At 72.5% G+C, this 26,700-nt stretch carries 24 protein-coding genes; 14 read left to right on the forward strand and 10 right to left on the reverse strand.

The genetic code is table 11. The features are described from left to right. Positions 1-16: 16 nt before the first annotated feature. On the reverse strand, positions 17-973 hold the full coding sequence (locus tag F7P10_RS09190) for a universal stress protein (RefSeq protein ID WP_151008955.1): 957 nt from the start codon (positions 971-973) through the stop codon (positions 17-19). A 188-nt stretch (positions 974-1,161) separates the two neighbouring features. On the opposite strand from F7P10_RS09190, the gene F7P10_RS09195 reads away from it, so the two are divergent. Further along, entirely contained in the window at positions 1,162-3,636 is a 2,475-nt protein-coding gene (locus F7P10_RS09195) for a glycoside hydrolase family 65 protein (RefSeq protein WP_151008956.1), read from the forward strand. Between the two features lie 47 nt (positions 3,637-3,683). Then, entirely contained in the window at positions 3,684-4,100 is a 417-nt protein-coding gene (locus tag F7P10_RS09200) for an Hsp20/alpha crystallin family protein (protein WP_151008957.1), read from the forward strand. A 135-nt stretch (positions 4,101-4,235) separates the two neighbouring features. Here F7P10_RS09200 and F7P10_RS09205 read toward each other — a convergent pair whose 3' ends face one another. Then, the gene (locus F7P10_RS09205) at positions 4,236-5,594 is read right to left on the reverse strand and encodes an MFS transporter (RefSeq protein ID WP_151008958.1); all 1,359 of its coding nucleotides are present in this window, start codon (positions 5,592-5,594) and stop codon (positions 4,236-4,238) included. Positions 5,595-5,758: 164 nt separating this feature from the next. On the opposite strand from F7P10_RS09205, the gene F7P10_RS09210 reads away from it, so the two are divergent. From F7P10_RS09210 to F7P10_RS09220, 3 genes are read left to right on the forward strand one after another with little or no spacing between them, the layout of a single operon-like run. After that, entirely contained in the window at positions 5,759-6,532 is a 774-nt protein-coding gene (locus F7P10_RS09210; RefSeq protein ID WP_254716511.1) for an IclR family transcriptional regulator, read from the forward strand. A 36-nt stretch (positions 6,533-6,568) separates the two neighbouring features. Further along, positions 6,569-7,552: a PDR/VanB family oxidoreductase gene (locus F7P10_RS09215; protein WP_151008960.1), complete on the forward strand. Its 984-nt coding sequence runs from the start codon at positions 6,569-6,571 to the stop codon at positions 7,550-7,552. Positions 7,553-7,575: 23 nt separating this feature from the next. Further along, positions 7,576-8,781 carry a cytochrome P450 gene (locus F7P10_RS09220; RefSeq protein WP_151008961.1) on the forward strand — a complete coding sequence of 402 codons (1,206 nt, stop codon included), beginning with the start codon at positions 7,576-7,578 and terminating at the stop codon, positions 8,779-8,781. A 57-nt stretch (positions 8,782-8,838) separates the two neighbouring features. Here the strand turns inward: F7P10_RS09220 and F7P10_RS09225 are convergent, their stop codons facing one another. Beyond that, a complete protein-coding gene (locus tag F7P10_RS09225; protein WP_151008962.1) occupies positions 8,839-9,756 on the reverse strand; it encodes a LysR family transcriptional regulator in 918 nt (305 codons plus the stop codon). A 128-nt stretch (positions 9,757-9,884) separates the two neighbouring features. Between F7P10_RS09225 and F7P10_RS09230 the strand changes: the two genes are divergently transcribed. The 7 genes from F7P10_RS09230 to F7P10_RS43220 all read left to right on the forward strand — a co-directional run bounded on the left by F7P10_RS09230 (position 9,885) and on the right by F7P10_RS43220 (position 16,181). Next, positions 9,885-10,898 carry a fumarylacetoacetate hydrolase family protein gene (locus F7P10_RS09230; protein ID WP_151008963.1) on the forward strand — a complete coding sequence of 338 codons (1,014 nt, stop codon included), beginning with the start codon at positions 9,885-9,887 and terminating at the stop codon, positions 10,896-10,898. Then, a complete protein-coding gene (locus F7P10_RS09235; RefSeq protein ID WP_151008964.1) occupies positions 10,895-11,857 on the forward strand; it encodes a cyclase family protein in 963 nt (320 codons plus the stop codon). The genes F7P10_RS09230 and F7P10_RS09235 overlap by 4 nt, the downstream gene beginning before the upstream one ends. A 22-nt stretch (positions 11,858-11,879) precedes the next feature. Next, positions 11,880-13,010 carry an FAD-dependent oxidoreductase gene (locus F7P10_RS09240; protein ID WP_151008965.1) on the forward strand — a complete coding sequence of 377 codons (1,131 nt, stop codon included), beginning with the start codon at positions 11,880-11,882 and terminating at the stop codon, positions 13,008-13,010. Then, complete coding sequence (locus F7P10_RS09245; protein WP_151008966.1) at positions 13,007-14,011, forward strand: amidohydrolase family protein; 1,005 nt, start codon at positions 13,007-13,009, stop codon at positions 14,009-14,011. Before F7P10_RS09240 ends, F7P10_RS09245 begins: the two co-directional genes overlap by 4 nt. Positions 14,012-14,024: 13 nt before the next feature. Beyond that, positions 14,025-14,963 carry a VOC family protein gene (locus F7P10_RS09250; protein ID WP_151008967.1) on the forward strand — a complete coding sequence of 313 codons (939 nt, stop codon included), beginning with the start codon at positions 14,025-14,027 and terminating at the stop codon, positions 14,961-14,963. A 94-nt stretch (positions 14,964-15,057) separates the two neighbouring features. Continuing rightward, on the forward strand, positions 15,058-16,029 hold the full coding sequence (locus F7P10_RS09255) for a fumarylacetoacetate hydrolase family protein (RefSeq protein ID WP_151008968.1): 972 nt from the start codon (positions 15,058-15,060) through the stop codon (positions 16,027-16,029). Further along, positions 16,026-16,181 carry a hypothetical protein gene (locus tag F7P10_RS43220; protein ID WP_218040437.1) on the forward strand — a complete coding sequence of 52 codons (156 nt, stop codon included), beginning with the start codon at positions 16,026-16,028 and terminating at the stop codon, positions 16,179-16,181. The genes F7P10_RS09255 and F7P10_RS43220 overlap by 4 nt, the downstream gene beginning before the upstream one ends. A gap of 51 nt (positions 16,182-16,232) precedes the next feature. Here F7P10_RS43220 and F7P10_RS09260 read toward each other — a convergent pair whose 3' ends face one another. From F7P10_RS09260 to uxaC, 4 genes are all read right to left on the reverse strand, one after another. Next, on the reverse strand, positions 16,233-16,466 hold the full coding sequence (locus F7P10_RS09260; RefSeq protein WP_151008969.1) for a ferredoxin: 234 nt from the start codon (positions 16,464-16,466) through the stop codon (positions 16,233-16,235). A 34-nt stretch (positions 16,467-16,500) separates the two neighbouring features. Continuing rightward, on the reverse strand, positions 16,501-17,685 hold the full coding sequence (locus tag F7P10_RS09265) for a cytochrome P450 (protein ID WP_151008970.1): 1,185 nt from the start codon (positions 17,683-17,685) through the stop codon (positions 16,501-16,503). A 399-nt stretch (positions 17,686-18,084) separates the two neighbouring features. After that, positions 18,085-19,386, reverse strand: coding sequence for a mannitol dehydrogenase family protein (locus tag F7P10_RS09270; RefSeq protein WP_218040438.1), 1,302 nt, complete (start codon positions 19,384-19,386; stop codon positions 18,085-18,087). Then, positions 19,383-20,789: a glucuronate isomerase gene (uxaC, locus tag F7P10_RS09275; protein WP_176611368.1), complete on the reverse strand. Its 1,407-nt coding sequence runs from the start codon at positions 20,787-20,789 to the stop codon at positions 19,383-19,385. The genes F7P10_RS09270 and uxaC overlap by 4 nt, the downstream gene beginning before the upstream one ends. 99 nt (positions 20,790-20,888) lie before the next feature. Between uxaC and F7P10_RS09280 the strand changes: the two genes are divergently transcribed. Next, positions 20,889-22,115 (forward strand): lactate racemase domain-containing protein, encoded by a 1,227-nt coding sequence (locus F7P10_RS09280; RefSeq protein WP_151008972.1) that lies wholly within the window; start codon positions 20,889-20,891, stop codon positions 22,113-22,115. 7 nt (positions 22,116-22,122) lie between these two features. Further along, positions 22,123-23,349 carry a nickel pincer cofactor biosynthesis protein LarC gene (gene larC, locus F7P10_RS09285; protein WP_151008973.1) on the forward strand — a complete coding sequence of 409 codons (1,227 nt, stop codon included), beginning with the start codon at positions 22,123-22,125 and terminating at the stop codon, positions 23,347-23,349. A gap of 18 nt (positions 23,350-23,367) precedes the next feature. Here the strand turns inward: larC and larB are convergent, their stop codons facing one another. The 3 genes from larB to uidA are packed head-to-tail and all read right to left on the reverse strand — an operon-like array spanning position 23,368 to position 26,698. Continuing rightward, on the reverse strand, positions 23,368-24,051 hold the full coding sequence (gene larB / locus F7P10_RS09290) for a nickel pincer cofactor biosynthesis protein LarB (protein WP_151008974.1): 684 nt from the start codon (positions 24,049-24,051) through the stop codon (positions 23,368-23,370). Further along, positions 24,044-24,889: an ATP-dependent sacrificial sulfur transferase LarE gene (larE, locus tag F7P10_RS09295; RefSeq protein WP_151008975.1), complete on the reverse strand. Its 846-nt coding sequence runs from the start codon at positions 24,887-24,889 to the stop codon at positions 24,044-24,046. Before larE ends, larB begins: the two co-directional genes overlap by 8 nt. 18 nt (positions 24,890-24,907) lie before the next feature. Continuing rightward, positions 24,908-26,698: a beta-glucuronidase gene (uidA, locus tag F7P10_RS09300; RefSeq protein ID WP_151008976.1), complete on the reverse strand. Its 1,791-nt coding sequence runs from the start codon at positions 26,696-26,698 to the stop codon at positions 24,908-24,910. Positions 26,699-26,700 lie beyond the last annotated feature (2 nt).

Below are 26,700 nucleotides of genomic sequence, written 5' to 3' on the forward strand. Positions count from 1 at the left end.
CGATCGGTCCGGGTCGTCAACCGGCCGAAACCTCCCGCAGCGGAGCCGAAGGGGCTTGGCGCTCCGCCCCTTCGGCTCCTTCGGTCGGGTCGGCCGCCGTACCGCTCCGCCGTCCGGGGACGACCGCCACCGTGCACGGCGCCCGATTGATCATCGCCTCGCTCGTCGCACCCAGCACCCGCGGATCGAGACCGCTCGTCCGCCCCCGGTCGCCGACGACGATCAGGTCCGCCTCGGCGGCCGACGACGACAGGGCCTCGCGCGGCGGGTCGGGCAGCACGAGCACCTCGACCTCGACGTCGGGGTGCCTCGACCGCCAGGGGGCCAGGGCCCCCTCCACCATGTCCGTCCGCACCCCCAGCAGTCGCTCGACGTCACCGAACAGCGGCAGCTCGGCCTCGCTCGCCGCTCCCGGCTCCCAGCAGGCGTGCACCACCCGCAGCCGCCACCCCCGCAGGGCCGCCTCGGCGAAGGCGAAGCCGAGCGCCGAGGCGGCTCCCGCCGAACCGTCGAATCCGACGGCCAGCCGCCCGGGGCGCGCCCTTCCCCGCCGGGCGACGATCACCGGCCGCCGGGTGTGCGCCGGAAGGCGCAGCGCCGTCGACCACACCGGCAGCGGACGCCGCTCATGCGTCCCGACGACGATCAGTTCCGCCAGTTCCGACTCGCGCCGCAGGCCCGCGGCGGCCGAACCGCGCACCAGGCACGTCCGGACGGGGCCGTCGGCGCCGACGGCACGCGCCCGCCGGACGCCCTCATCGAGGATGTTCTCCCCGACGCGCCTGACGGTGCCCTCCATCTGCGGGTCGACGTGCGATTCCGGATAAGGCCAGTACCAGCCGTAGCACATCACCAGATCGAGACCGCGCAGGCCCGCCTCGTCGACCGCCCATCGCAGGGCGGCGTCATTGTCCTCGGAGCCGTCGTAGCCGAGCAGGATGTTGGGCCGCCTGCTCGTCGATGCGTCGTTCATCCCTGTCCCTCGCGATCGGAATCGCCGGTTCACCTCGCAGTGTGCGTGGCGCGGCGCCGCCGCGCATGGGCCGAAGGTCCCGCCGTTCCGGGCCGTTGAGCGGTGGGACGCCGCCCGTCGCGGCGTGACACTCCTATAGACGGGCGCAGCCGGTCGGTGGGCTCGCGCAACGCGTCCTGGAGGGCCGGATGGACGATCGCTGGACCCTCGTCTACGAGGGGTTCGACACCGCGGACGAGGGACTCCGAGAGACCCTGTGCACGCTGGGCAACGGCTACTTCGCGACGCGCGGAGCCGCACCGGAGTCGGAGGCCGACGGCGTCCACTACCCGGGAACCTACGTCGCGGGCTGCTACGACAGGCTCACCACCGAGATCGCCGGGCATCGGGTCGACAACGCCGACCTCGTCAACCTCCCCAACTGGCTGCCCCTCACCTTCCGCGCCGCCGGCGGCGACTGGTTCGACATCGACCGGGCCGCGCGCCGGGACGGCCTCCTCGACTACCGGCAGGAACTCGATCTGCACCGCGGCGTCCTGACCCGCCTCTTCCGGTACCGCGACCATGACGATCGAACGTTCCGCGTCGCGCAGCGCCGCATCGTCTCCATGGCCGAGCCGCACCTGGGAGCGCTCGAAACGACGATCGTCTGCGAGAACTGGACCGGCACGCTGGAGGTCCGGTCCGCCGTGGACGGACGGATCGTCAACGCCGGCGTCGCGCGGTACCGGGGACTGCGCGGCGACCACCTGGTCTGCGAGGCTCCACGGCCGCACGACGCGGCGGACCCGGCGGTCGTCACCGCCACGACCCGTTCGTCCAGGATCGGGATCGCGGTCGCCGCCCGCACCCGCCTGTCGTGCCCGGGCACGTCATCGACGCACGACGAAGCGGACCGTGCCGTCCGAACCGTGCACGTCGCCGCCCGCGAGGGCGTCCCCGTCACGATCGAGAAGATCGCGGCCGTCTACACATCCCGTGACCGGGCCCTCGAGGAGTACGGCGAGGCCGCACACGAGCACGCCGCGCACGCACCCGGATTCGACGACCTCCTGGAACGCCACACGCAGGCATGGGCGCACCTATGGCGACGCTGCCGGCTGAGCGTGGACGACACGGAGGTGCAGCGCATCCTCAACCTCCACGTGTTCCATCTGCTGCAAACCGTCTCCGAGCACACCGTGGACCTGGACGTCGGCGTCCCCGCCCGCGGCCTCCACGGCGAGGCCTACCGCGGCCACGTCTTCTGGGACGAACTGTTCATCCTGCCGTTCCTGAGCACCCGCTTCCCCGAGATCGCCCGCGCACTGCTCATGTACCGCCGGCGGCGCCTCCCCGCCGCCCGCCGCAACGCCGCCGCAACCGGACACAAGGGCGCCCTCTACCCCTGGCAGAGCGCGGCGGACGGCCGCGAGGAAACCCAGACCCTCCACCTGAACCCCCGGTCCGGACGCTGGCTGCCCGACCACTCGCACCTGCAGCGGCACTCGGGACTCGCCGTCGCGTACAACGCCTGGCGCTTCTACGAATCCACGGGCGACCTGGAGTTCCTCGCCGAGTACGGCGCCGAGATGATGCTGGAAGTCGCCCGCTACTTCGCCGACATCGCCACCTACGACCGTTCCCGGGACCGCTACGACATCCGCGGCGTCATGGGCCCCGACGAATACCACGACGGCTATCCCGGCCGGGAGCGACCGGGCATCGACAACAACGCCTACACCAACGTCCTCACGGCCTGGGTCCTGCGCCGCACTCTGGACGCCCTGGCGCTGCTCCCCGAGAACCGCGACGCCGAACTGCGCGGGAGACTCGCCCTCACCCAGACCGAGACCGCACGCTTCGCGGACGTCGCCGCGAAGCTCCGCGTCCCGTTCCACGACGGCGTCATCAGCCAGTTCGAGGGTTACGAGAACCTCGACGAACTCGACTGGGACCGCTACAAGGCCCGCTACGGCGACATCCGCCGGATCGACCGGATCCTTGAAGCCGAAGGCGACAGCCCGAACCGCTACAAGGCGTCCAAGCAGGCCGACATCCTCATGCTCTTCTACCTCCTCGCACCCCACGAATTCGACGACGTCCTCCTCCAACTCGGCTACGACCTGGACCCCGCCCTCCCCCAGCGGACGATCGACTACTACCTGGAGCGAACATGCGACGGATCCACCCTGAGCATGCTCGTACGCGCCTGGATCCTGGCCCGCACCGACGGCGATCTCGCCTGGCACGCGTTCCTCGACGCCCTCCACAGCGACATCGGCGACTCCCAGCACGGCACCACCGCCGAAGGCATCCACCTGGGCGCGATGGCCGGCACGGTCGACCTCGTCCAGCGCTGCTTCGCCGGCATCAGCACCCGCGATGAGACCCTGCATCTCTCGCCCCACCTGCCCGCCGCACTGACCCGGCTCCACGTCGACTTCCGCTACCGGGGGCACTGGGGAATCGACCTCTCCCTCCAGCCCGACCGCCTGCGCGTAGCACTCCGCCCCGGCAGCGCTCCCCCGATCACGGTCGCGTGCGGCACCGAGACGGCCGTCGTCGAACCCGGCACGTCCTGGGAAACCCCTCTCGCCGGGGAGGCCGGCATCGATGGACGAAGGTCCCGGCGGACGGAGACCGACGTCCATAGAGAACCCCGCCCCCGGCATCGAGGGTGAAATCGCGGCCCACCGATCCGCGGGTGGCAACGAGGAAGGAGATGAACATGGGCACGCTGCAACGAAGAGAGCACCGCGGCCTGCTACCGGACCTGTTCGACTGGGTCGAGGCACCCGTCGGCATGCTGCGGACGGGAACCGAACCGGCGATGCGGGTCGAGGACTACCGCGAGGACGGCGACCACATCGTCCGAGCGGAACTGCCCGGTATCGACCCGGAGAAGGACGTCGAGATCACCGTCACCGGCGACGTGCTTCGCATCCACGCCGAACGGCATGAGGAGAAGAAGGAGGACCACCGGTCGGAGTTCCGCTACGGCGCGTTCACCCGGTCGTTCACGCTTCCCGCCGAGACCCGGGCCGACGACATCACCGCCTCCTACGACCAGGGCATTCTGACCGTGCGGATCCCCGTCCACCCGGCGGCCGCACCCGAGGCCAAACGCATAGCCGTCGCGAAGTGAGCAACGCCGAAGGGTGCGCCGGGGGCCGGGGCCCGGCGCACTCCAACGCGGACGCGTCTTCGACCAGGCTCACCCCGACCGCCGCCGTCGTGCGGCGTCGTGCGGAAGGGACGCCCGGCCCCATCGCCCGAACCATCAAGCCGGGGTGTCGGCGGCCGCGGGCGCGGCGGCGGGGCGGCCCGCACGCTTGATCCGGAACGCGTGCACGGTGCCGCCACCGATGATCATGACGGCGGCGATGAGCAGGAACAGCCGCCCCGGGGTCCAGCCCGCGTCCAGCAGCCGCCCGGCCGCGATCGGCGACAGGATGGCGCCCAAGCGGCCGATGCCGATGCCCCATCCGACGCCGGTGGCACGGACGTCCGGACCGTAGATCGAGGGGGTCAGGGCGTACAGGCCGGCGACGCATCCGTTGACGAACACCCCGATCAGTGCCCCCAGGGCCAGGAGCAGCCCGTACACCGAGGTGGCCGGTACGAACAGCGTCAGCAGGACGGCGGTCGCGAGCGTGTAGCCGACCAGGACGTTTTTCAGGGCGAACCGGGCGGCGAGCACGCCGAGCAGGGTCGTGCCGAAGATGCCGCCCAGATTGAGCAGAACACCGCCCGTGATCCCCTGGTCGGCCGACATGCCCGACTCGACCAGCAGCTTCGGCGTCCAGCTGGTGACGAAGTAGAACCCGAACATCACCAGGAAGAAGCCCGTCCAGGTGAGCAGGGTGTTGCGGCGCAGATCCGGGGCGAGGATCCGGCGGAGGCCGGGGGCGGCGCTCGCGGCGGCGTGCACCGGCCGCGGTGTTTCCCGGACGGCCGGCTGATCCATCGTCGCCAGCACCTTGTTGAGCCGCGCCAGGGAACCGGCCGAGCGCCGGGTGAGCAGGAACTCCAGCGATTCGGGAAGCCGCCAGAGGACCACGGGGACGAGCAGCGCGGTCGCGACGGCTCCGAACGCGAAGACCGAACGCCAGCCGCCGCCGTCGCTCTGCAACGCGGCGGCGATGACGCCGCCGGCGGTCGCGCCGACGGCGTAGCCGGTGGAGTTGAGGCTCACGGCCAGCCCGCGCCAGCGCCGGTTGGCGTACTCCGCAGCGATGACGTTGCTGCTCGCCAGGATCGCCCCGATACCGATGCCGGTCAGAACGCGCAGCAGTCCGAGTTGCAGCGGGCTCTGGGCGGCCGCCGACAGGCCCATGCCGGCGGCGGCCAGCACGAGCCCGATCAGGATCGTCGCACGGCGCCCGATCCGGTCGGCCAGCGGCGCCAGCAGGATGGAGCCGGCGGCCATGCCCGCCAGCCCCGCGCTGAGCAGGAGACCGAGCTGGGAACCCGACAGGTCCCAGTGGTCGGAGACCGCGTCGGCGGTGAAGGCCATCACCAGCACGTCGAAGCCGTCCAGCATGTTCAGCAGCACGCACACGGCGATGGCGGTCCACTGCCCTGCCGACATCGGGCCTTCGTCGAGACGCGTGCGCGGGTCGTCCGGGGGAGAGCTCATCGAGTCCGCCTCCTTCACCAGGTCGGGGTGGGTTCGGACGCCCGAGCATGAGCTGGATCACAGGAGGGGGCCACAGACGTTCCATTGAATGGATGCCTTCGGTGCCCTCGGCACCGGCTGCGGGGAGGATGGGGGTCATGGCCAGATCGTCCAGCGGAGAGTCCGTGCTCACACGCGTCGTACGAATCCTCGACGCGTTCGGTCCCGAGTCGCAGGTTCTCACTGTCAGCCAGATCAGCCACCGCGCGGCGCTGCCGCTCGCGACCACGGCGCGTCTGATCAAGGAGATGTCCCGGCACGGTCTGCTCGCCCGGGACGAACGCCGCCACGTCCGGATCGGGACGCGCATGTGGGAGCTGGCCGAACGCGCATCCCCGGTGCTGGGCCTGCGTGAAACCGCACAGCCCTATCTGAGGGATCTGCAGGCCGTGGTGGGACATTCAACTCAACTGGGCCTGATGGACGGCGACGAGGTCCTGTTCGTCGAACGGCTGACCAAACCCGATTCGGTCGTCAACGTCACCCGGATCGCCGGCCGTCTGCCGCTGCACGCGTCGTCCGCCGGGCTCATCCTGCTGGCGCACGCCCCGGCGGAGGTGCAGGAGCGTGTCGTCCGAGGTCCCCTGCCGGCCCCCACCCGGCACACGATCGGGGACGAGCGGGTGCTGCGCGCCGCGCTGGCGGAGGTGCGGCGACGCGGATTCGCCTTCTGCCCGGGGCACATCCACCCGGACGCCACCGGCATCGCCGTACCGGTGCGGCAGGACGGGCGGGTGGTCGCCGCGCTGGGCCTGGTCGTGCCCAACGACGACGCCGCATGGCCGCTGCACCGGCCGCTGCAGCTCACCGGGCTGGCGCTCAGCCGTGCCCTGAGCACCACCGCGGAAGTTCCGCCATTCAATGGGAAGGCGGCTGGTCGGCTCCCCTCTCCCGGCTGATCCTCGGAGGTCCGTCCCGGACCACGAGGAGCAGTCATGGCGACCGAAACCTCCGCCACCGCCCGAGGCGCCGATTCGGCGAGTGCCGTGGAATTGCGCGTGGCGTCGAAGAGCCCGGCGGCCGACGGCGTCGTGGCCCTCACGCTGGCGCGCGCCGACGGGGGCCGGCTGCCGGACTGGGCGCCGGGCGCGCACATCGACCTGGTGCTGCCCAACGGCATGACCCGCCAGTACTCGCTGTGCGGCGACCGCTGGGACGCCCGCGCCTACCGCATCGGCGTCCTGCGCGAACCCGACGGCCGGGGCGGGTCGGCCTTCGTCCACGACGAACTCGACGCGGGGGACGTCGTGGCCGTCGGCGGACCGCGCAACAACTTCCGGTTGGCGCCGGCCGAGCGGTACCTGTTCATCGCGGGCGGGATCGGCATCACCCCGCTGCTGCCCATGATCGTTCAGGCCGACATGCTCGGCGTGGAGTGGCGGCTGCTGTACGGCGGGCGCACCCGTTCCTCCATGGCGTTCCTGGACGAACTCGCCGTCCACGGGGACAGGGTCACGATCGTTCCGCAGGACGAGGGCGGCGTGCTGGACGTGGCCGCCTGGCTCCCCGAGGACCTCGACGGCGCCAAGGTGTACTGCTGCGGGCCGAAGGGCCTGCTCGACGCCGTCGAAGCACACTGTGCCGGACTACCCGCCGGGACGTTGCGGACGGAACGTTTCCTCGCGGCCGACACGGGCCCCCGGACGGGCGATCACGCCTTCGACGTGGAACTGCGGCGGTCCGGCCGCACGGTGACCGTCGGCCCGGACCGGTCGCTGCTGCAGGCCCTCGGCGAGGCCGGCCTCCACGTCCTGTCGTCGTGCCGCCAGGGAGTGTGCGGCACCTGCGAGACGACCGTCCTGGACGGCGTTCCCGACCACCGCGATTCCCTGCTCGACGACGCCGAGCGCGCGGCCGGGGACTGCATGTTCGTGTGCGTGTCCCGCTCGGTCGGCCCGCGGCTCGTCCTGGACCTGTGACCCGAACCGCCAAGGAGCAAGCGATGAACCCCACCGGTACTCCGTCCGCCCCGGTCTCCCTGGATCTCGACCCGTTCGCCCCGGAGGCCCTCCAGGATCCGCTGCCGATGCAGGCCGCGCTGCGGGACGCCGGCCCCGTGGTCCATCTGGAGCGCTACGACGTCTACGCGCTCGCTCGCTACGAGCACGTCCACACCGCCCTCACCGACTGGCAGTCCCTGCAGTCCGGCGCCGGTGTGGGTCTGGCCAACTTCCGCTACGAGGAACCGTGGCGGCCCCCCAGCCTCCTCCTGGAGGCCGACCCCCCGCTGCACGACGCGCCCCGCGCCGTCCTGTCCGGGATCCTCGGTCCCCGTTCGCTGCGCCGCCTCCGCGAAACCTGGTCGGCGAACGCCGAGGAGCTGGTCGACCAGGTCACGGCCGAGCCGTCCTTCGACGCCGTCACCGCCCTCGCCCAGGCCTTTCCGCTGCGCGTGTTCCCCGACGCGGTCGGGCTCGGGCGGGACGGGCGGGAGAACCTGCTGCCCTACGGCGACCACGCCTTCAACGCCTTCGGCCCGCCCAACGACCTGGTGGCCAAGGGGGCGCTGCGGGTCGCCGAGCTGTCGGCCTGGGTCAACGCCCAATGTGCCCGCGACAAGCTGACGCCCGGCGGTTTCGGCGCCCGGATCTGGGACGCCGCGGACGCCGGCGACATCACCCACGCCCAGGCCCCGCTGATCGTCCGTTCCCTGCTGACCGCCGGGGTCGACACCACCGTCCACGCCCTCGCCGCCATGATCTACGCCTTCGCCGCTCACCCCGCGCAGTGGGAGCGGCTCCGCGGGGACCCCGGCCTGGCCCGTATCGCCTTCGACGAGGCCGTCCGCTGGGAATCCCCCGTGCAGACCTTCTTCCGGACCGCGACCGGCGACCTTTCGATCGCCGGATCGCTCGTCCCCGACGGGAAGAAGGTCCTGATGTTCCTCGGTGCCGCGAACCGGGACCCGCGCCGGTGGACGGCGCCCGACGCGTTCGACCTGGCACGCGATCCGTCCGCCCATGTCGGCTTCGGCATGGGCATCCACCAGTGCGTCGGCCAGCACGTCGCACGCCTCGAGGCCGAGGCGCTCGTGACCGCCCTGGCGCGCCGGGTCCGGCGCATCGGACTGGCCGGCGAACCCGTGCGTCACCTCAACAACACTCTGCGGGCCTGGTCGTCGATGCCCGTGCGGATCGAACTCGCTTGACGGCTACGGCGGGGACACGGCGCCGTGTCCCCGCCATGCCCGGACGTGCGCCGGTCGTCATGTCCCGGGGGCGTCCGCCAGTCGCCTGCCGACCCGCGCGGCCGTCTCGCGCAGCCAGATGTGGGCCGCGTCGTGGGTGTGGACCGGGTGCCACCACAGCGCCTCACGCAGCGGGATCGCCTCGTAAGGGGGCTCCACCACCCGGACGGCGGCGAGCGGTTCGACGAGCCGGGCCAGGCGGGCCTGGACCAGGGCGATGCGCCTGGTGCCGGCCACCAGCAGGGGCAGCAGCTGGAAGCTGTCGACCGACACCTCCACGCGCGGCTCGATGCCGAGCATGCCCAGCTGGCGGACGGCGGGGGCGTCGTAGGTGCGCTGGTAGATGACCCACGGCAGGCGGGCGAGGTCGTGCCGGGTGAGCCGGTCGTCGATGCTCGGGTGGTCGTCGGCGACGAGGAACAGCCAGCGGTCGTCGTACAGCTCGGTGGCGGGGAAGTCGCTGATGACGCCGTGCGGCATGAGCAGCCCGTCGGTGGCGCTCAGCACGGTGGCCGTGTCGTCCACGACGGTGGTCGGGGTCTGGCTGAACCGGAACCGGATGCCCGGGGCCTCCTCGTGCACCGCGCGGGCCAGTTCGGCGCCGAAGACGGCGACGGCGTAGTCCGAGGCGATCAGCCGGAACTCGCGGCTCTCCTTGGCCGGATCGAAGTCCGCCTGGCTGGCGAAGAGGCGTTCCAGCACGTCGTAGGCGGTGGACGTGCGGTCGAGGAGGACCTGGCCGAGGGCGGTGAGCTCGTAGTGCCCGCCCACCCGGGCGAGCAGGTCGTCGCCGAAGTGGCGGCGCAGCCGGGCCAGGGACGCGCTCATCGCCGGCTGGCTGAGCCCGACCCGCTGCCCGGCACGGGTGACGTTGCGTTCCTCCAGGAGGGCGCGCAGGGCGACGACGAGGTTGAGATCGAGGCGGGCCAAATTCACGGGACTTCCCCTTGCGGTACGGCTCCGACCAGGGGCGGATAGATGTCATGGATGGCGATCATTCACATAATCGATTTCCCTGATCGCGGGTGCCGGGTCCAGATTAGTCCCACCGCAATCAGGAGGACATGTCCGTGAAACCTGGCCCCGCACCCGCGCTCTTCGCCGGCCCCTTCGCCCTCGCCACGCTCTCGGCCCCGGACGGGCCGCCCTTCCCCGCCCTCGTCACGCCGGACGCCCGGGTGCTCGACCTCCGGGCCGCCTTCGGCGACGCGCGGTTGACCGTCCGCGGACTCCTGGACGTCTGGGAGACCGCCGCGCCGCGCCTCGCCGCGCTCTCGCGGGACGACGGCGCGGACGGCGGTGCGGAGCGCGGGCCCCTGGCGGGCTTGCGGGTGCACGCCCCGGTGGATCCGCGCCAGGTGTTCCAATCGGGAGCCAACTACCGGCAGCACGTCATCGACCTGCACGTCGCCCACGGCGACCCCGCCGACGACCGGCCGGCGGAGGCGCGGCGCGCCGAGGCGGCGGAGATCATGGACCGGCGGGCGGCGGAGGATCTGCCGTACGTCTTCATCGGGCTGCCGAGCGCCATCACGGGCCCCTACGACGACGTCGTGCTGCCCGCGTGGGCGGAGAAGCCGGACTGGGAGCTGGAGCTGGCGGCCGTGATCGGCCGGACGGCCCATCGGGTGCCGGTCGAGCACGCGCTGGAGTACGTCGCCGGGTACACGATCGCCAACGACCTGACCGACCGCGCCACCGTCTTCCGCAGGGACATGCCGCAGATCGGCACCGACTGGCTGCGCAGCAAGAACGCCCCCGGGTTCACTCCGCTCGGGCCGTGGATCGTGCCGGCCGCGTCGATCGCGGACCCGGACGACCTCCGGGTGACACTGAAGCTCAACGGCGAGGTCATGCAGGACGAGTCCACCAAGGACATGATCTTCGATGTCGCCAGGATGGTCGCGTTCGCCTCGCGGACCGCCCGGCTCCTGCCCGGCGATCTCGTCCTCACCGGCTCCCCCGCCGGAAACGGCATGCACTGGGGCCGGCTGCTGCGCGACGGCGACGTCATGGACGGCTCCATCACCGGGCTCGGCGCCCAGCGCACCCGCTGCGTCGCGGAGGTCTCGTCGTGACCCTCGACCGCCGCGATCCCGAAGGATCGATCGCCCGCGCCGCCGAAGCCTGCTCGAACTGGGGCCGCTGGGGGGAGCACGACGTCCTCGGCACCCTCAATCTCCTCGACGAGGCCAAGCGCCGCGAGGGCGCCGCCCTCGTCCGGCGCGGCGCCGCCTTCTCGCTCTCCCTGCGCTTCGACATCAACGGCCCGCAGAAGGGCTGGCGGCGGCGCACCAACCCGGTCCACACCATGCTCGACACCGGTACCGACGCCGCCCTCGGGAACCAGGGGCTGCCGCACGGCATCGGCGGCGCCGACGACGTGATCGCCATGCCGTTGCAGTGCTCGACCCAGTGGGACGGGCTCGGGCACATCTTCGACCACGGCAAGGCGTGGAACGGCCGCCCCGCCGAGCAGGTCGTCACCTCCGACGGCGACCAGGTCACCGGCATCGAGCACATGGCCCCGCACGTCGCCGGACGCGGCGTGCTGCTCGACGTCGGCCGGACGCTCGGGACCGGCGGCGAACTGCCCGACGGGTTCGCGATCACCGAGGAGCACCTGGCCGCGACCATCGAGGCCCACGGGACGGCCGTCGGCCGCGGCGACATGGTGCTCGTCCGCACCGGGCAACTGTCCCGGGTCCGCCGCGACGGCTGGGGCGACTACGCGGGCGGCCCCGCGCCCGGCCTGTCCTTCACCACCGCCGGCTGGCTGCACCGCACCGGGATCGCCGCGATCGCCACCGACACCTGGGGCTTCGAGGTCCGCCCCAACGAGTTCGACGACGCCTTCCAGCCCCTGCACCAGGTCGCCATCCCCCACATCGGGCTGCTGATCGGCGAGATGTGGGACCTCGACGCGCTCGCGGACGACTGCGCGTCCGACGGCCGCCACGACTTCTGGCTCACCGCCGCTCCCCTGCCCATCACCGGCGCGGTCGGCTCGCCCGTCAACCCGATCGCCGTCAAGTGACCGGCGGAACGAAGGAGTCCCCATGAGCACAGCCCGTACCGTCCTGGTGATCGGCGGCGGCGCCGCCGGCAACGCCGCGACGATCCTGCTGGACCGGGCCGGATTCGCGGTGGACCTGGTCGAGGCCAAGGCCGACTGGAACGCCACCGCGGGCTCCGGCATCACCCTCCAGGGCAACGCTCTGCGCGTCCTGCGCGAACTCGGCGTCTGGGAGCGGGTCGAGGCGTCCGGGTTCGGCTTCGGCTCCGTCGGCATCACGGCCCCCGACGGCACCGTCCTGCACGTCCAGCACGACCTGCGCACCGGCGGTGACGACCTGCCCGCCACGGTCGGCATGCAGCGCCCCCGGTTGCAGCGGATCCTGATCGACGCCGTGCGCGCCGGCGGCGCCTCCGTCCGCCTCGGCACCACCGCCGAGTCCTTCCGGCAGGACGCGGACGGCGTCTCGGTCCGGTTCTCCGACGGCACGGAGGGCCGCTACGACCTGGTGGTCGCCGCCGACGGCCTCGGCTCCACCACCCGCGCGGCCATCGGCGTCACCACCAAGCCCGAACCCACCGGCATGGCCATCTGGCGTGTCGCCGCCCCGCGCCCGGACGGCGTGTCCCGCACCGACCTCGCCTACGGCGGCCCCGCCTACATCGCGGGCTACTGCCCCACCAGCGACACCACCCTGTACGCCTACGTCGTCGAGGCCGACCGCGACCGGTCGTCCATCCCGCCGGAGACCCGCGCGGACGAGATGCGCCGCCTCGCCTCCGCCTACGGGGGCTTCTGGCCGGAGATCACCGAGCACATCACCGACCCGGCGCGGGTCAACCACACCCGGTTCGACCGGCTGCTCGTCGAGGGGGCCTGGCACCGCGGCCGGGTCGTGCTGATCGGCGACGCCGCCCACTGCTGCCCGCCCACGCTCGCGCAGGGGGCCGCCCTGTCCCTGGAGGACGCGTGGGTGCTCGCGCGGATGCTGACCGAGAGCACCACGTGGGACGACGCGCTGTTCCAGGCGTACTACGAGAGGCGGATCGAGCGCGTCCGTCCCGTCGTCGAGGCGTCCGTGCAGATCGGGCAGTGGCAGCTCGACAGCGTCCGCGACGCGGACGTGCCGGGGCTGATGGCCCGCACCATGACGATGCTCCGGGAACTGCCGTGACCGCACCGACCGTGGACGTCCACGCGCACGTCCTGCTCCCCGAGGTCGAGGCGCTCGTGGCCGGCCTGCCCGGCCACGACGCCGCCAGGGAACTGGACGCCCGGCGCAACGGCCCCCGGGCACTCGCCGTCAGCGGCCCCATGGTCCGCGAGCGCCTCCCGAGGCTGACCGACGTCGCCGTGCGCCTGGCCTCGATGGACGCCCAAGGCGTGGACGTCCAGCTGGTGAGCCCCTCCCCCTCGCACTACCACTACTGGACCGGCGAGGAGACGGCCGGGAAGCTGTGCCGGCTCGCCAACGAGGCGACGGCCGCGCACTGCTCCGCCGCCCCCGGACGGCTGCGCGGGCTCGGGCTCGTACCGCTCCAGCATCCGCGGCTCGCGGTGCCCGCCCTGGACGACGCGCTGGAGCGGGGCCTGGCCGGGGTGGAGATCTCCAGCCACGCCCCGGGACGCGAACTGTCCGACACCGCCTACGAACCCTTCTGGACCCGAGCCGAGGAGTCCGGCGCGGTCGTGTTCCTCCACCCCTTCGGCTGCACGCTCGACGAGCGGCTGGACCGGTGGTACCTGTCCAACACCGTCGGCCAGCCCGCCGAGAACGCCGTCGCGCTGTCGCACCTCATCTTCTCCGGCGTGCTGGACCGGCACCCCCGCCTGAAACTGATCGCCGCGCACGGCGGCGGCTACCTGCCCACCCACATCGGCCGGGCCGACCACGCCTGGTCGGCCCGCCCGGACGCCGGCGAGGGCTGCGCCCACCCGCCCAGCAGCTACCTGAAGCGCCTGCACTTCGACTCCCTCGTGCACGACCCGCACGTCCTGCGCGAACTGGTCCGGGCCGCCGGGCCCGACCGCGTCCTGCTCGGCTCGGACTTCCCGTTCGACATGGGCGCCGAGGACCCGGTGGGCGCCCTGCGCGCCGCCGGGCTGCCCCGAGCCCACTTCGACGCCGTCCGCGGAGCCAACGCCACGACCCTGCTCGACCTCGCGATCGCCTGAGGAGGAAACCGCCATGAGCGCACGCCCGCTCACCCACCTGCGGCACGTCGACCTCGCCGTGCCCGACTACGACAGGCAACTCGACTTCTACACCGGCGTCTGGGGCCTCACCAAGGTCGCCGAGGACTCCGGCATCTCCTTCCTCGCCGCCGAGGGCTCCCCGGAGCAGTACGTCGTGAGGTTGCGCAAGGCCGACGAGAAGCGTCTCGACCTCGTCTCCTACGGCGCCGCGGACCCGGCCGGCGTCGACGCACTCGCCGAGCGGCTGCTCGCCGCGGGAGTCCGGACGATCTCGCGGCCCGGCGAGGTCGCCACCCCCGGCGGCGGCTACGGCTTCCGCTTCTTCGACTGCGACGGCCGCACGATCGAGGTCTCCGCCGACGTCGAGGCACGGCGGCACCGCAGGATCGAGGAGAAGGAGTCCGTCCCGGTCAGGCTGAGCCACGTCGTCCTCAACTCGCCGGACCTCGACCGGAGCCGCGAATGGTACGAGCGGCACCTCGGCTTCCGCCTGTCGGACTCGCTCAGCTCGCCCCACATGGGCGAGGTCATGCACTTCATGCGCATCAGCGACCAGCACCACTCGATGGCACTCGCGAAGGGACCGCACACCTCCCTGCACCACGTCTCGTTCGAGATGCGCGGCATCGACGAGTACATGCGCGGCTCCGGTCGCGTCATCCGGGCGGGCTTCAAGAAGATCTGGGGCCCCGGACGGCACATGGCCGGGGACAACACCTTCACCTACTTCCTCGACCCGCACGGCAACACCGTCGAGTACACCACCGAACTGGAATGCCTGGACGAGGACACCTGGCACCCGCACGTCTACGACTTCTCCGACCCCGAGGTCACCGACCAGTGGGGCACCGCCAACCCCATGAACGAACTCGTCGCCAAGGAGTCCTTCAACGATCCCGACCGCGGCGTCTTCGTCGCCCCGCCGGTCTGACCACGCCCCGTCCGCCTCCGAGGGGCGGCGACCCGCGCCCGTCCCGCCCCCTCGGTCGTCACGCCCCCTCCCCCTCCGCACCGGGAGCCGCACCATGCGTTTCGCCGCCTACGAGCATCACCGCACCCGCCACGTCGCCGTCGTCGGGGACGAGGGCGCTCTCCACCCGCTGCCCGGCGTCACCTCGCTCACGGCCCTCCTCTCGGACACCGCGGGCGGGCCGGGACTGCTCGCCGCCGGCGCGGCGGCCCTCGACGGGCCCGCCGGCCCGCACGCCTCCCAGGTGCGTTTGCTGCCTCCCCTCCAGCCCGCCTCGCTGCGGGACTTCGTCACCTTCGAGGAACACGTCGAGGGTGTGCGGCGCTCGGTGGAGGGGACGGGGGGCGTACCCGAGCGGTGGTACGCGGCTCCGACCTTCTACTTCACCAACCCGCACGCCGTCTACGGCCCCGGCGAGCCGGTGCCCGCGCCGCCCGGCTCGGCCGCCCTGGACTTCGAACTCGAAGTCGGCGCCGTGATCGGCCGCGAGGGCCGCGACCTGACGCCGGAACGGGCCCGCGAGCACATCGCCGGCTACACCGTCTTCAACGACTGGTCCGCCCGCGACCTGCAGTCCGCCGAGATGAAGGTCGGCCTCGGCCCGTGCAAGGGCAAGGACACCGCCACCAGCCTCGGCCCCTACCTGGTCACCGCCGACGAACTCGAGCCGTACCGCGACACCGACGGCTTCCTCCGCCTCACGCTGACCGCCCGGATCAACGGCGAGATCGTCGGCAGGGACCTGCTGTCCAACATGAGCTGGACGTTCGAGGAGATGGCCGCCTACGCGTCCCGCGGCACCCGCGTCGTCCCCGGAGACGTCCTCGGCTCCGGAACCTGCGGCAACGGCGGATGCCTCGCCGAACTCTGGGGACTGCGAGGCGAGCGGACCCCGCCGCCGCTGAAGCCCGGCGACACCGTCAGCCTCACGGTGGAGGGCCTCGGCACCCTCACCAACACCGTCGTCCCCGGCGTCCCGCCCGTCCCGCTGCCGACCGCACGGCGCCGCCCGAGGCGGCGCCCGTGACCGGGAGACTCCCCGGCAAGGCGGTCGTCATCACCGGCGCGGCCGGAATCCCCCGGCGCTCCCGCCTCGGCGACGTGCGCGCGAAGGACATGGCACGCGTCCACGCGGTCAACGTCATGGGCCCGCTGCTCGGCATCCGCCCTTCGCGGTGAGCACGGTCCGCTGAGGCGCCCCGCGACGGCGGAGCGAAGCGGGGCGCCCGGTCAGGCTTCGGGTGGGAAGATCCGGCCGCCGGTGGCGGGGTCGGTGAGGCTGATGGCCTCGACCGGGCAGGACTCGGCGATCTCCAGCACCTCGTCGGTGGCCGGTAGGGTCTCGGTCACCGCGCGGCCCTGGCCGCGTTCGTCCAGGCCGAACTCTCCCGGCGCGGTCGCCGCGCACAGGCCCGTGCGGACGCAGACGTGCCGATCGACCTCGGCCTTCCAGCGATCGGTCATCACAAGCTCTTTCCGTCGTCGTGGCGGTCGGGTCTCAGCCGATGAGCAGGGGGAGGGTCTTCCAGCCCCGGACGGTCGAGGTCTGGGCGAGTTCGGCCGCGTCCCAGTCGACGTCCCAGTCGGGGAAGTTCCGCAGGATCTCCTCGGCGGCGATGCGCCCCTCCAGCCGGGCCAGCGCGGCGCCCAGGCAGTAGTGGGCGCCGATGCCGAACGTCAGCTGCTGGGCGACGCGGTGGATGTCGAACCGGTCCGGGTCCTCGAAGCGCCGCGGGTCGCGGTTGGCGGCGGCCTGGATGAACAGGATGGCGCTGCCCCGCGGGACGGTCCGGCCGTGGAGCTCCACGTCGCGGTTGACGTAGCGGCCGGTGAAGTGGCCGGTCGGCTCGAACCTCAGGATCTCCTCGATGGCGTTGGGGATGAGGGACGGGTCGGCCACCAGCTCCCGGCGCTGCTCGGGGAAGCGCGCCATCAGGGCGCCGAACCAGCCGATGAGCCTGCCGGTCGTCTCGTTGCCCGCACCGGCGACGACCGTGCAGTAGGTGACGATCTCCTCGTCGGTGAGGGTCCTGTGCACGCCGTGCTCGTCCTCGAACTCGGCGTTGAGCAGATCGGTCATGAGGTCGTCGGACGGGTGCTCCTTGCGCCACTGGATGTAGTCACCGAACGCGCCCGTCTGCAGGATCCCCGCGGCGTCCATCTTCTCGCCGTCCCCGGTCTCCAGCCGGGCGTCGGTCTGCTCGCGGATGGCGACCTGGTCGGCCTCGGGAATCCCCAGGAGCATGCCGATCACGCGCATCGGCATCTCCAGGCCGACGGTCTCCACGAGGTCGAACCGCTCGGCGTCGGCCACGGGGGCCAGGGCCCGCCGGCAGTAGGCGCGCACCTTCGGCTCCAGCTCGGCGATGCGGCGCGGGGTGAACACGCGCGCCAGCAGCTTGCGGCGGATGTCGTGGACGGGCGGGTCCTCGAAGATCAGGGTGCCCGGAGGGATCTCGACGTTCGCCTGGATGATCTCCAGGATGTCGCCGCGCGCGGAGGAGAACGTCCGCCAGTCCGCCAGCCCCTTCTGGACGTCGTCGAAGCGGCCGACCGCGTAGAAGTCGTGCTTCTCGTTGTAGTACAGCGGCGATTCCTCGCGCATGCGGTTGAAGATCGGGTACGGGTCGCGGGCCAGCGCCGCGTCGTAGGGGTCCCAGTACAGGTCGTCGGCGGTGTTCACTTCTACGGACCTCCAGGGTGGTGCCCGAACGGCACCGGGTCTTCCAGGGCACGGCGTTCGCGGATGTCGACCGGTCGCACGGAGGGCGTGAGCGGCAGGTGAAGACCAAGGGTGCTTCAACGCACTCCGGTCTGCTGAACAAGTGTTAAGCACACCCATTGCTCTAGTCAAGAACAACATTCTCGAAAAGCGGGAGGGAGGAAGTCAGCGCAGGTGAGGTCGGCCAGGTGCTCGTCGGACTCTCCGGCGGTCCGCACGGCGTGCCCCGGCGCCAGGTGGCATGCCTGTCAACGGCACCGCGCACCGTCGCACCTGACGGCTGTCCGTCCCGTCAGGAACACCGTTCGCTCAGGGTGGCCGACGGCACCAGGCTTCCCGCGGCCGTGGTGACGGCAGCGATCAGTTCGCCGTCCTGGGCGAGCCCCGGATCGAGGGAGGCCAGTACCGAGCGGGCCGTGTCCTGAAGAGAGCCGGACGCGCGGGGGCCGCGGCGTCGTTCACGGGGACGCCGTCCCCGCGCAGGTGGAGCAGCCAGGCGGCGATCACGCGGACGGCTCCGCCCGGCAGGCTCCCACGTGCACGCTCCGCTCGGAGGATCGGCAGGACGCGGACGGGCAGTTTCTGGGAGCCGTCTTCGGCGATCTTGGCGAGGGCGTGGCGGATCCTCGGGTTGGCGAACCGCTCCAGAAGCGCGGCCCGGTAGTCCGCCAGGTCCCGGGCGGGGAAGTTCAGGTGCTTGCCGGCTTCTTGCCACCAGTCGACCAGCCAGGCACGGCACAGCGGGTCGGCGACGGCCTCGGCGACGGTGGCGTGGCCGCGCAGGGGTGCGGCGTAGGCGAGCAGGGAGTGAGCGCCGTTGAGCAGCCGGAGCTTGCGCTGCTCGTACGGGGCGACGTCGGAGACGAACCGGGCGCCCGCCTCCTCCCACGCGGGCCGTCCGGCCGGGAACGCGCCGCCGAGCACCCATTCGGTGAACGGCTCGGTGACGACCGGGGCGGCGTCGGTCCAGCCGGTGGCGGCGTCCTCGGGCGTCGACCACGGGGTGATCCGGTCGACCATGGTGGTGACGTACGAGGCGTGCGCGGCGGCGGCGTGCCAGGACGGACGTCCGAGTTCGCCGGCCAGTTCGCGGAGCATCCGGGCGGTCGCGGGGCCGTTGTCCGGCAGGTTGTCGCAGGGGACGATCGCGACCGGTCCGCTCCCGGCGCGCCGCCGCGCGGCCAGTCCGGCCAAGAGCCTGGCCGCCGCGGTGCCGACAGGGGCTTCGGCGTCGCCGTGCAGGGCTTCGATGTCGGCGCGGACCTGCGGCAGTGCGGTGTCCAGCCCGCCTGCGCGGGCGCGGGTGTAGCCCGCCTCGGTGACCGTCAGGGTGACCACCGCGAGTTCGGGCCGCCGCCAGTAGTCGAGCCACGCCGCGTGATCGGCTCCGGCGTGCGCCGCCGAGAGCGAGTGGATCACCTCGCGGCGGTCGCTCTCGGGGGTTCGTGTCACCAGGGTGTAGAGGCCGTCCTGGGCCGTCAGCCGCGTGGGGATCTCGGTGTTGCGCCCGGTGAAGGCGGCGATGCCCCAGTCTGCGGCGTCCGGGGCGTGGGCGGTGTACCAGGCCTGGTGGGCGCGGAAGAAGCCGCCCAGCCCGAGGTGAAGGATGCGCACCGGAGCCGCCGGGCGGCCGAGTGCCGCGCGGTTCAGCGGGCGGGTCACAGTTTGAACGCCTTGCGCGGGTTGACAGTGACCAGTTCCACCGCGACCTCGACGGCCTCGTCCTCGTCCAGCCTGTGTTCGGCGACCAGTTCGGCGAGGAAGCCGCAGTCCAGCCGGCGCGACATGTCGTGCCTGGCCGGGATGGAGCAGAAGGCGCGGGTGTCGTCGACGAATCCGGAGGTGCGGGAGAAACCGGCGGTCTCGGTGACCGCGCGGCGGAACCGGCGGACGGCGTCGGGGGCGTCGAGGAACCACCAGGGCGCGCCCGCGTAGACCGATGGGTAGAACCCGGCCAGCGGGGCGATCTCGCGGGAGAAGACGCTCTCGTCGAGGGTGAACAGGACGATCTGGAAGCCTTGGGCGGTTCCGTAGCGCTCCAGCAGGGGGCGAAGAGCGTCGGTGAACTCGACGCGCAGCGGGACGTCGTGGCCGGTGTCGGGCCCGTGCCGGCGCAGGGTGGGGGTGTGGTGGTTGCGCCGTACCGCCGGGTGCAAGGTCATGACCAGGCCGTCGTCGCAGGACATGCGGGCCATCTCCATGAGCATGTGGCGGCGGAACGCGGTGGTCTCGGCCTCGGTCGCCCGGCCCGCGAGGGCGTCGCGGTAGATGCGCGCGGCCTCGGCCTGTTCCAGCGGGTCGGTGCGCGGATCGGCGTGACTGTGGTCGGCGGAGGTCGCGCCGTGCTCCTTGAAGTGGCGGCGCCGTGCTTCCAGCGCCGCGATGTAGCCCTCGTAGCCGGTGGTGTCGATGCCGGAGACCTCGCCGAGGCGGGCCACCGCCTTCGGCCAGTCCTCCCGGCCCGGTTCCAGGTAGCGGTCGGGGCGAAAGGTGGGGACGACCCGCGCCTCCCAGGTCGGGTCGTCCGCCAATGCGCGGTGTGCCGCGAGATCGTCGCAGGGGTCGTCGGTGGTGGCCAGCACCTCGATGCCGAAGCGCCGGAAGAGGGCCCGCGGGCGGAAGGCCGGGGACGCCAGCTGTTCGGCGATCCTGTCGTAGACGGCGTCGGCCGTCGCCGATGACAGGGGTTCGGCGATGCCGAAGATCTCGGCGAGCTCGCATTCCATCCAGTAGCGGACCGGGGTGCCGCGGAAGACCGACCAGTGCTCGCACAGCCGCCGCCACACGTTCCGCGGCTCCGGTCCGTCCGGTGTCCCCTGCCCTGCTCCGAGTTCGCTCAGCGGGACGCCGTCGGCGTGCAGCAGCCGCGTGACGTAGTGGTCCGGGGAGACCAGAAGGCTCGCCGGGTCGCCGAACGGTGCGTCGTCGACCAGCAGCCGGGCGTCGACATGGCCGTGCGGCGACAGGATGGGCAGTTCCCGGACCGCCTGGTAGAGCCGGCGGGCGACGGCGCGCACCCGAGGGTCGGCGGGCAGGAGCCGGTCGGGATGGGGAAACGGCGGCATGATCGCATGCTGACCTCCGGCCGACATTCGTAGCAATCGGTTGCCACCAGTTGCCGGACGAACTTGTCCGTCCGACGACGACCATGTTCACCTTGCGACATGGCGCGACATATCGGAGATGCCCGGACGAGCCTGACCGAGCAGCGGATCCGTGCCTTCATCGCCGACCGGCTGGGCGCCGAGGACCTCGACGGCCGCAGCGTCTGCCTGATCGTCCCGGACGGGACCCGCAGTTGCCCGCTGCCGCTGCTGGTGTCGGCCGTGCACGAGGCCCTGCACGGCAGGGTGAGCCGACTGACCGTGCTGGTCGCGCTGGGAACGCACGCTCCGATGGGCGAGGTCGAGCTGGCGAGGCACGTCCCGGACCTGCCGGGCATGACGGTGCTCAACCACGCCTGGTGGGAGCCGTCGACGTTCGCGTCGATCGGGACGATCGGCGCCGACCGGGTGGGCGAGCTGTCCGGCGGGCTGCTGCGCCGGGAGGTGGACGTCCGGCTCAACCGGGCGGTCGTCGAGCACGACGTCGCCCTGGTGATCGGGCCGGTGTTCCCGCACGAGGTGGTCGGGTTCTCCGGCGGCAACAAGTACTTCTTCCCCGGGGTCGCCGGAGCGGAGATCATCGATCTGTCGCACTGGCTGGGCGCGCTCATCACCAGCGCGGAGATCATCGGGACGCGCGGGATCACCCCGGTCCGGGCGCTCATCGACGAGGCGGCCGCGCTGGTCCCCGCGCGGCGGCTGGCCCTGTGCGTCGTGGTCCGCTCCGGCTCGAACGACCTGCACTCGATGGCGTTCGGGGCGCCGGAGGAGGCGTGGGCCGCCGCGGCCGAGGTCTCGTCCGAGGCCCACGTGAGGTACCTGGACGCGCCGGTCGAGCGGGTGGTGTCGCTGATCCCGGAGAAGTACGACGACATGTGGACGGCCGCCAAGGGCTTCTACAAGCTGGAACCGGTCGTCGCCGACGGCGGCGAGGTGATCCTCTACGCCCCGCACGTCACGACGATCTCCGCGATGCACCCGGAGATCGAGGAGATCGGCTACCACTGCCGCGACTACTTCACGAAACAGTGGGACCGCTTCGAGCACCTGCACTGGGGTGTCCTGGCCCACTCCACCCACCTGCGCGGCGCGGGCACCTACGATCCCGTGCGCGGCGAGCGCTGCCGCGTGACGGTCACCCTGGCCACCGGCATCCCCGCGGACATCGTCCGCCGGGCGAACCTGAACCACCTCGACCCGGCCGAGGTCGACCTCGACGCGCTCGCCGCCGACCCCGGCACCCTCGTCGTGCCGCAGGCCGGCGAGGTCCTCTACCGGCTGCGGTGAGCGCGCGATGAACCGCACCGCCTGGATCGACGCGTCCTGCGGCGTGGCCGGTGACATGCTCCTGGCGGCACTGCTCGACGCGGGCGCGTCCCTGCCCGGCGTGCGCGCCGCCGTGGACGCGGTCGTCCCCGGCGAGGTCTCCGTGACCACAGCGGAGGTGCTGCGCGCCGGCATCCGCGCGACCTCGGTGCGGGTGAGTCCCGAGCGCCGCGACCGCGTCCACCGGACATGGCGCGACGTGCGTACTCTCCTGACGGGCGCGGCACTGCACGAAGCGGTGCGGGACGGCGCGCTGGCCGTGTTCGCCCGCCTCGCCGGTGCCGAGGCCCGCGTCCACGGCGTCGGCGTGGACGACGTCCACTTCCACGAGGTCGGAGCGTGGGACTCGATCGCCGACGTCGTCGGCGTCTGCGCGGCACTGCACGACCTGCGGGTGACCGAGCCGACCGCGAGCCCGGTGGCCGTCGGTTCGGGGCGGGTCGTGACCGCCCACGGGGAACTGCCGGTCCCGGTTCCGGCCGTGGCCGAACTCGCCGCGGGGTGGGACGTCTTCGCCGGCGGCGAGGGCGAGCTCGCCACCCCGACCGGCATGGCTCTGGTGACCGCCCTGGCCCACGCGTGCCGTCCCCTGCCGCACATGCGCCTGGAGGCGACCGGCGTCGGTGCGGGCGAACGGGACGTGCCGGGCAGGCCCAACGTCGTGCGCGTGCTCCTCGGCACCGCTGCCGCGGAACGGAGCACGGCCGAGGACGCCGTGGTGCTGGAGGCCAACGTCGACGACCTCGACCCGCGGGTGTGGCCGAGCGTCCTGACCGCGCTGCTGAACGCCGGCGCGTCCGACGCCTGGCTCGTCCCGATCCTGATGAAGAAGGGCCGTCCGGCGCACACCCTGTGCGTCCTGTCACCGCCCGGACGGGCAGAGGTGCTGCGCGCGGGCATGTTCCGGCTGACGAGCACCCTGGGCGTGCGCGAGCGTCCCGTCCGCAAGACCGCGCTGAGGAGAGGCTGGGCTCAGGTCGACGTGCTCGGAACCCGCCTCCCGGTCAAGGTCGGCTGCCGGGACGGCCGCATCGTCCAGGCCGTCCCGGAGTTCGAGCACGCGGCCGCGCTGGCGGCCCGGCTCGACCTGCCGGTACGTGAGGTCCTGGACGCCGCGGCGGCGGCCGCGCACGCGACCGGTCTGGCCCCCGGCGCCGCGGTACCCTCCGCCCTGGCGGAGGCCCCGCCCGCCTGAACCGGTCGCGCGCCCGAGTCAGGGCGCCGCGATCTGCGCGGCCAGATGGCCCGCGCCGAAGCCGTTGTCGATGTTGACCACGGCCACCCCGGGGGCGCAGGCGTTGAGCATCGACAGCAGGGGCGCCACGCCGCCGAAGGCCGCGCCGTAACCGACGGACGTCGGGACGGCCACCACCGGGGCGGGGACGAGACCCGCGACGACGCTCGGCAGCGCGCCGTCCATGCCCGCCGCGACCACCACGGCGCGGGCGGAGCGCAGCGGGTCCAGCAGGCCGAGGACGCGGTGCAGCCCCGCCACGCCGACGTCCGCGAACAGCTCGCACGGGCGGCCGAGGTACCGGGCGGTGAGCTCGGCCTCGCGTGCCACCGGCAGGTCGGAGGTGCCCGCGGCGAGGACGACGACCCGTCCGCCGGAGGGCTCGGGCGGGACGGCGGGCCAGGCCAGCAGCCGCGCGTCCGGATCGTGGCGCGCCTCGGGCAGTTCGTCCAGCACCGCCCGGGCGTGCTCGGGAGCCGCGCGGGTGAACAGCGCCACCGCGTCCCCGCGGTCACCGAGCGCGGCGGCGATGGCGCGCACCTGGTCCGCGGACTTCCCTTCGCAGTACACCGCCTCCGGGTAGCCCCGGCGCGCGACCCGGTCGTGGTCGAGGTGATGCTCCAGCCGGGCGAACGACTCGGGTGGACGCCACGGTTCACCCACGCCGCACCTCGACCAGCGGCAGCGTGAAGGCTCCCGACTGGATGCCGGCCAAGTCGACGGCGACCATGCGGAAACCGGCCTCCCGCACGGCGGCGAGGACCCGCTCGCGAAGCTCGCCCGCCAGCCGTCCGAGCTGCGCTACGGGCACCTCGATCCGCGCGGTCTCGCCGTGGTGGCGGACCCTGCATTCGTCGAAGCCGAGCCGCCGCAGCGCGGCCTCGGCCCGCTCGATCTGCTTCAGTTTCGCCGGGGTGACCTCCGAGAAATGCGGGACGCGCGAGGCCAGGCAGGGCGCGGCGGGCTTGTCGGCGCACTGCAGGCCGAACGCGGCGGCGAGCCGCCGGACGGCCGCCTTGTCCAGTCCCGCGTCGGCCAGCGGACGCAGCACCCGGTGGTCCCGGGCCGCGCGGGCGCCGGGCCGGTCGGGGCGCAGGACGTCGTCGGCGTTCTCTCCATAGGCCACCGCGGTGACGCCGTGGGCCGCGGCGACCTCGGTGGAGATGCGCGCGAACAGCTCGTTCTTGCAGTGGTAGCAGCGGTCGGGACCGTTGGCGCGGTAGGCGGGCAGGTCACCCTCATGGGTGGTGACCTCCACCACCCGCGCGCCGATCCGGGCGGCGACGCGGTGCGCCGCCGCCCGTTCGTCGCCGGCCAGGCTGGGCGAGACGCCGAGCACCGCGACCACCTCGGCGGCGCCCAGTTCCCGCACGGCGAGCGCCAGTAGGACGGACGAGTCCACGCCGCCGGAGAACGCCACGGCCAGGCGTCCCGGGGTGCGCAGCAGGCCGCCGACCCTGTCGGCCGTCCGGGCGTCGTCTCCCGTGAGGGGTGCGAGCATGGTGGTCGTCTCCGTCCGTCAATCCCGCGCCGGCTTGCGCCCGTCGATGGTCTTCCAGCGCTCCCGCAGTGTGCGGGCCGCGGCCTTGGGGCGCCGGTCGCGGGTGAACACGCCCTTCTTGTTGCCGTCCACCCGGTGGATGCCGTGCGCGGTCTGGAAGTCGGCGAAGTTCCACACGTGCTCGCCGACGAACGCGTCGATCTTGTCGAAGACGCGGTGGTGCATGTCGAGCAGCGCGCTCTGGTACTCCTCGGTCCACGGGGTGTCCCATACCGAGTGCTGCCCGGCCATGGTGTCGGCTCCGTACTCGCCCAGCATGATGGGCTTGCCGAATTTCTGTGCCCAGCCGGCGAGGTCGAGTTCGAGGTACGCCTCGGCGGTCTCCAGGTCCCCGGTGGCGACGTACCAGCCGTAGTAGCGGTTGACGCTGATGACGTCGAAGAGGTCGGCGATGAGGTCGTTCTCGTGGGTGGCGAACAGGACGGCGGTGTAGGTCACCGGACGGGTCGGATCGAGCTTGCGGGTGAGTTCGACGAGCGGCTCGAAGTACTCGCGCGCCCCCTCCTCGTTGGACGCGGGCTCGTTGGCGATGCTCCACATCACGACGCTCGGATGGTTCTTGTCGCGGGCGACGAGCTCGCGGATGTGCTGGCCGTGGGCCGCCCGGGCGGCGTCCCCGATGTTCTCCGGGGAGAAGGTGCGCTGGGCCGCCGCGCCCTGCAGGCCGCTCTGCACGAGCAGGTTGAGACCGACGGCGGCGGTCTCGTCGATGACGACGATGCCCTGCCGGTCGGCGAACTCCAGCACCTCCTCGGCGTAGGGGTAGTGCGAGGTGCGGAACGAGTTCGCGCCGACCCAGTCCAGGAGCTGGAAGTCATGGACCAGGTAGGCGTTGTCGTGGCCCTTGCCGCGCACGGGCGTGTCCTCGTGCTTGCCGAACCCGGTGAAATAGAACGGCTCGCCGTTGATGAGGAACTCGGTGCCCCGCACCTCGACCGTCCGGACGCCGAACGGTTCGCTGTAGGCGTCGACGACCGCGTCGCCGTCGAGCAGCTCGACGACCAGCTCGTACAGGTAGGCCGCGCCGGGACGCCACGGCGTCACGTCCTCGATGCGAAGCGTGCCGGACGCGCCGTCGGCGGCGGCGACCTCGGTGCCTTCCGCGTCGAGCGCGCGCACCCGGACGGACGCGGCCGCACTGGTCTCGATCGTGTATCCGACCGTTCCGGTGCCTCCCTCCAGACCGGTCACGATCGTGACGTCCCGGACGTGCACCGGCGGGACGCTGTACAGCCATACCGAGCGGGCCAGGCCGGCGTAGTTGTAGAAGTCGTGCAGGTACTTCTGCTCGCGCCGCCCGTCCGGTGACACGGTGATCGTGCCCGGCGGGATCGTCTCCTTCGTCAGCTCGTTGTTGACGCCGATGGTGAGCCGGAACTCTCCCCCGGCGCTCACCAGGTCGGTGATGTCGGCTTCGAAGGGCGTGTAGCCGCCGACGTGCTCGGCGGCCAGGGAGTCGTCGATGTAGACCCGGCCCGCGTGGGTGGCGGCGTCGAGCCGCAGGACGACGCGTTCCCCGGCCCACCCGCGCGGAACGCGCACGCGGCGCTGGTACCAGACCCAGCCGACGTGGTCGCGGACGGCGGGGTCGGTGAACAGGTCGTTGTAGCTCGCCGGGACGGCCGCTTCGAGCCGCGTGCCGAGCGGCCCGGTCCACGGCCGCTCCCCTGCGCGCGTGTCGACGGCGAAGCGCCAGAGCCCGTCGAGGTTCACCAGTTCGCGGGTGGCGGTGGGGCGGGGTTTCAGCATCG

It is taken from the genome of Actinomadura sp. WMMB 499 (assembly GCF_008824145.1).
Lineage (GTDB): Bacteria > Actinomycetota > Actinomycetes > Streptosporangiales > Streptosporangiaceae > Spirillospora.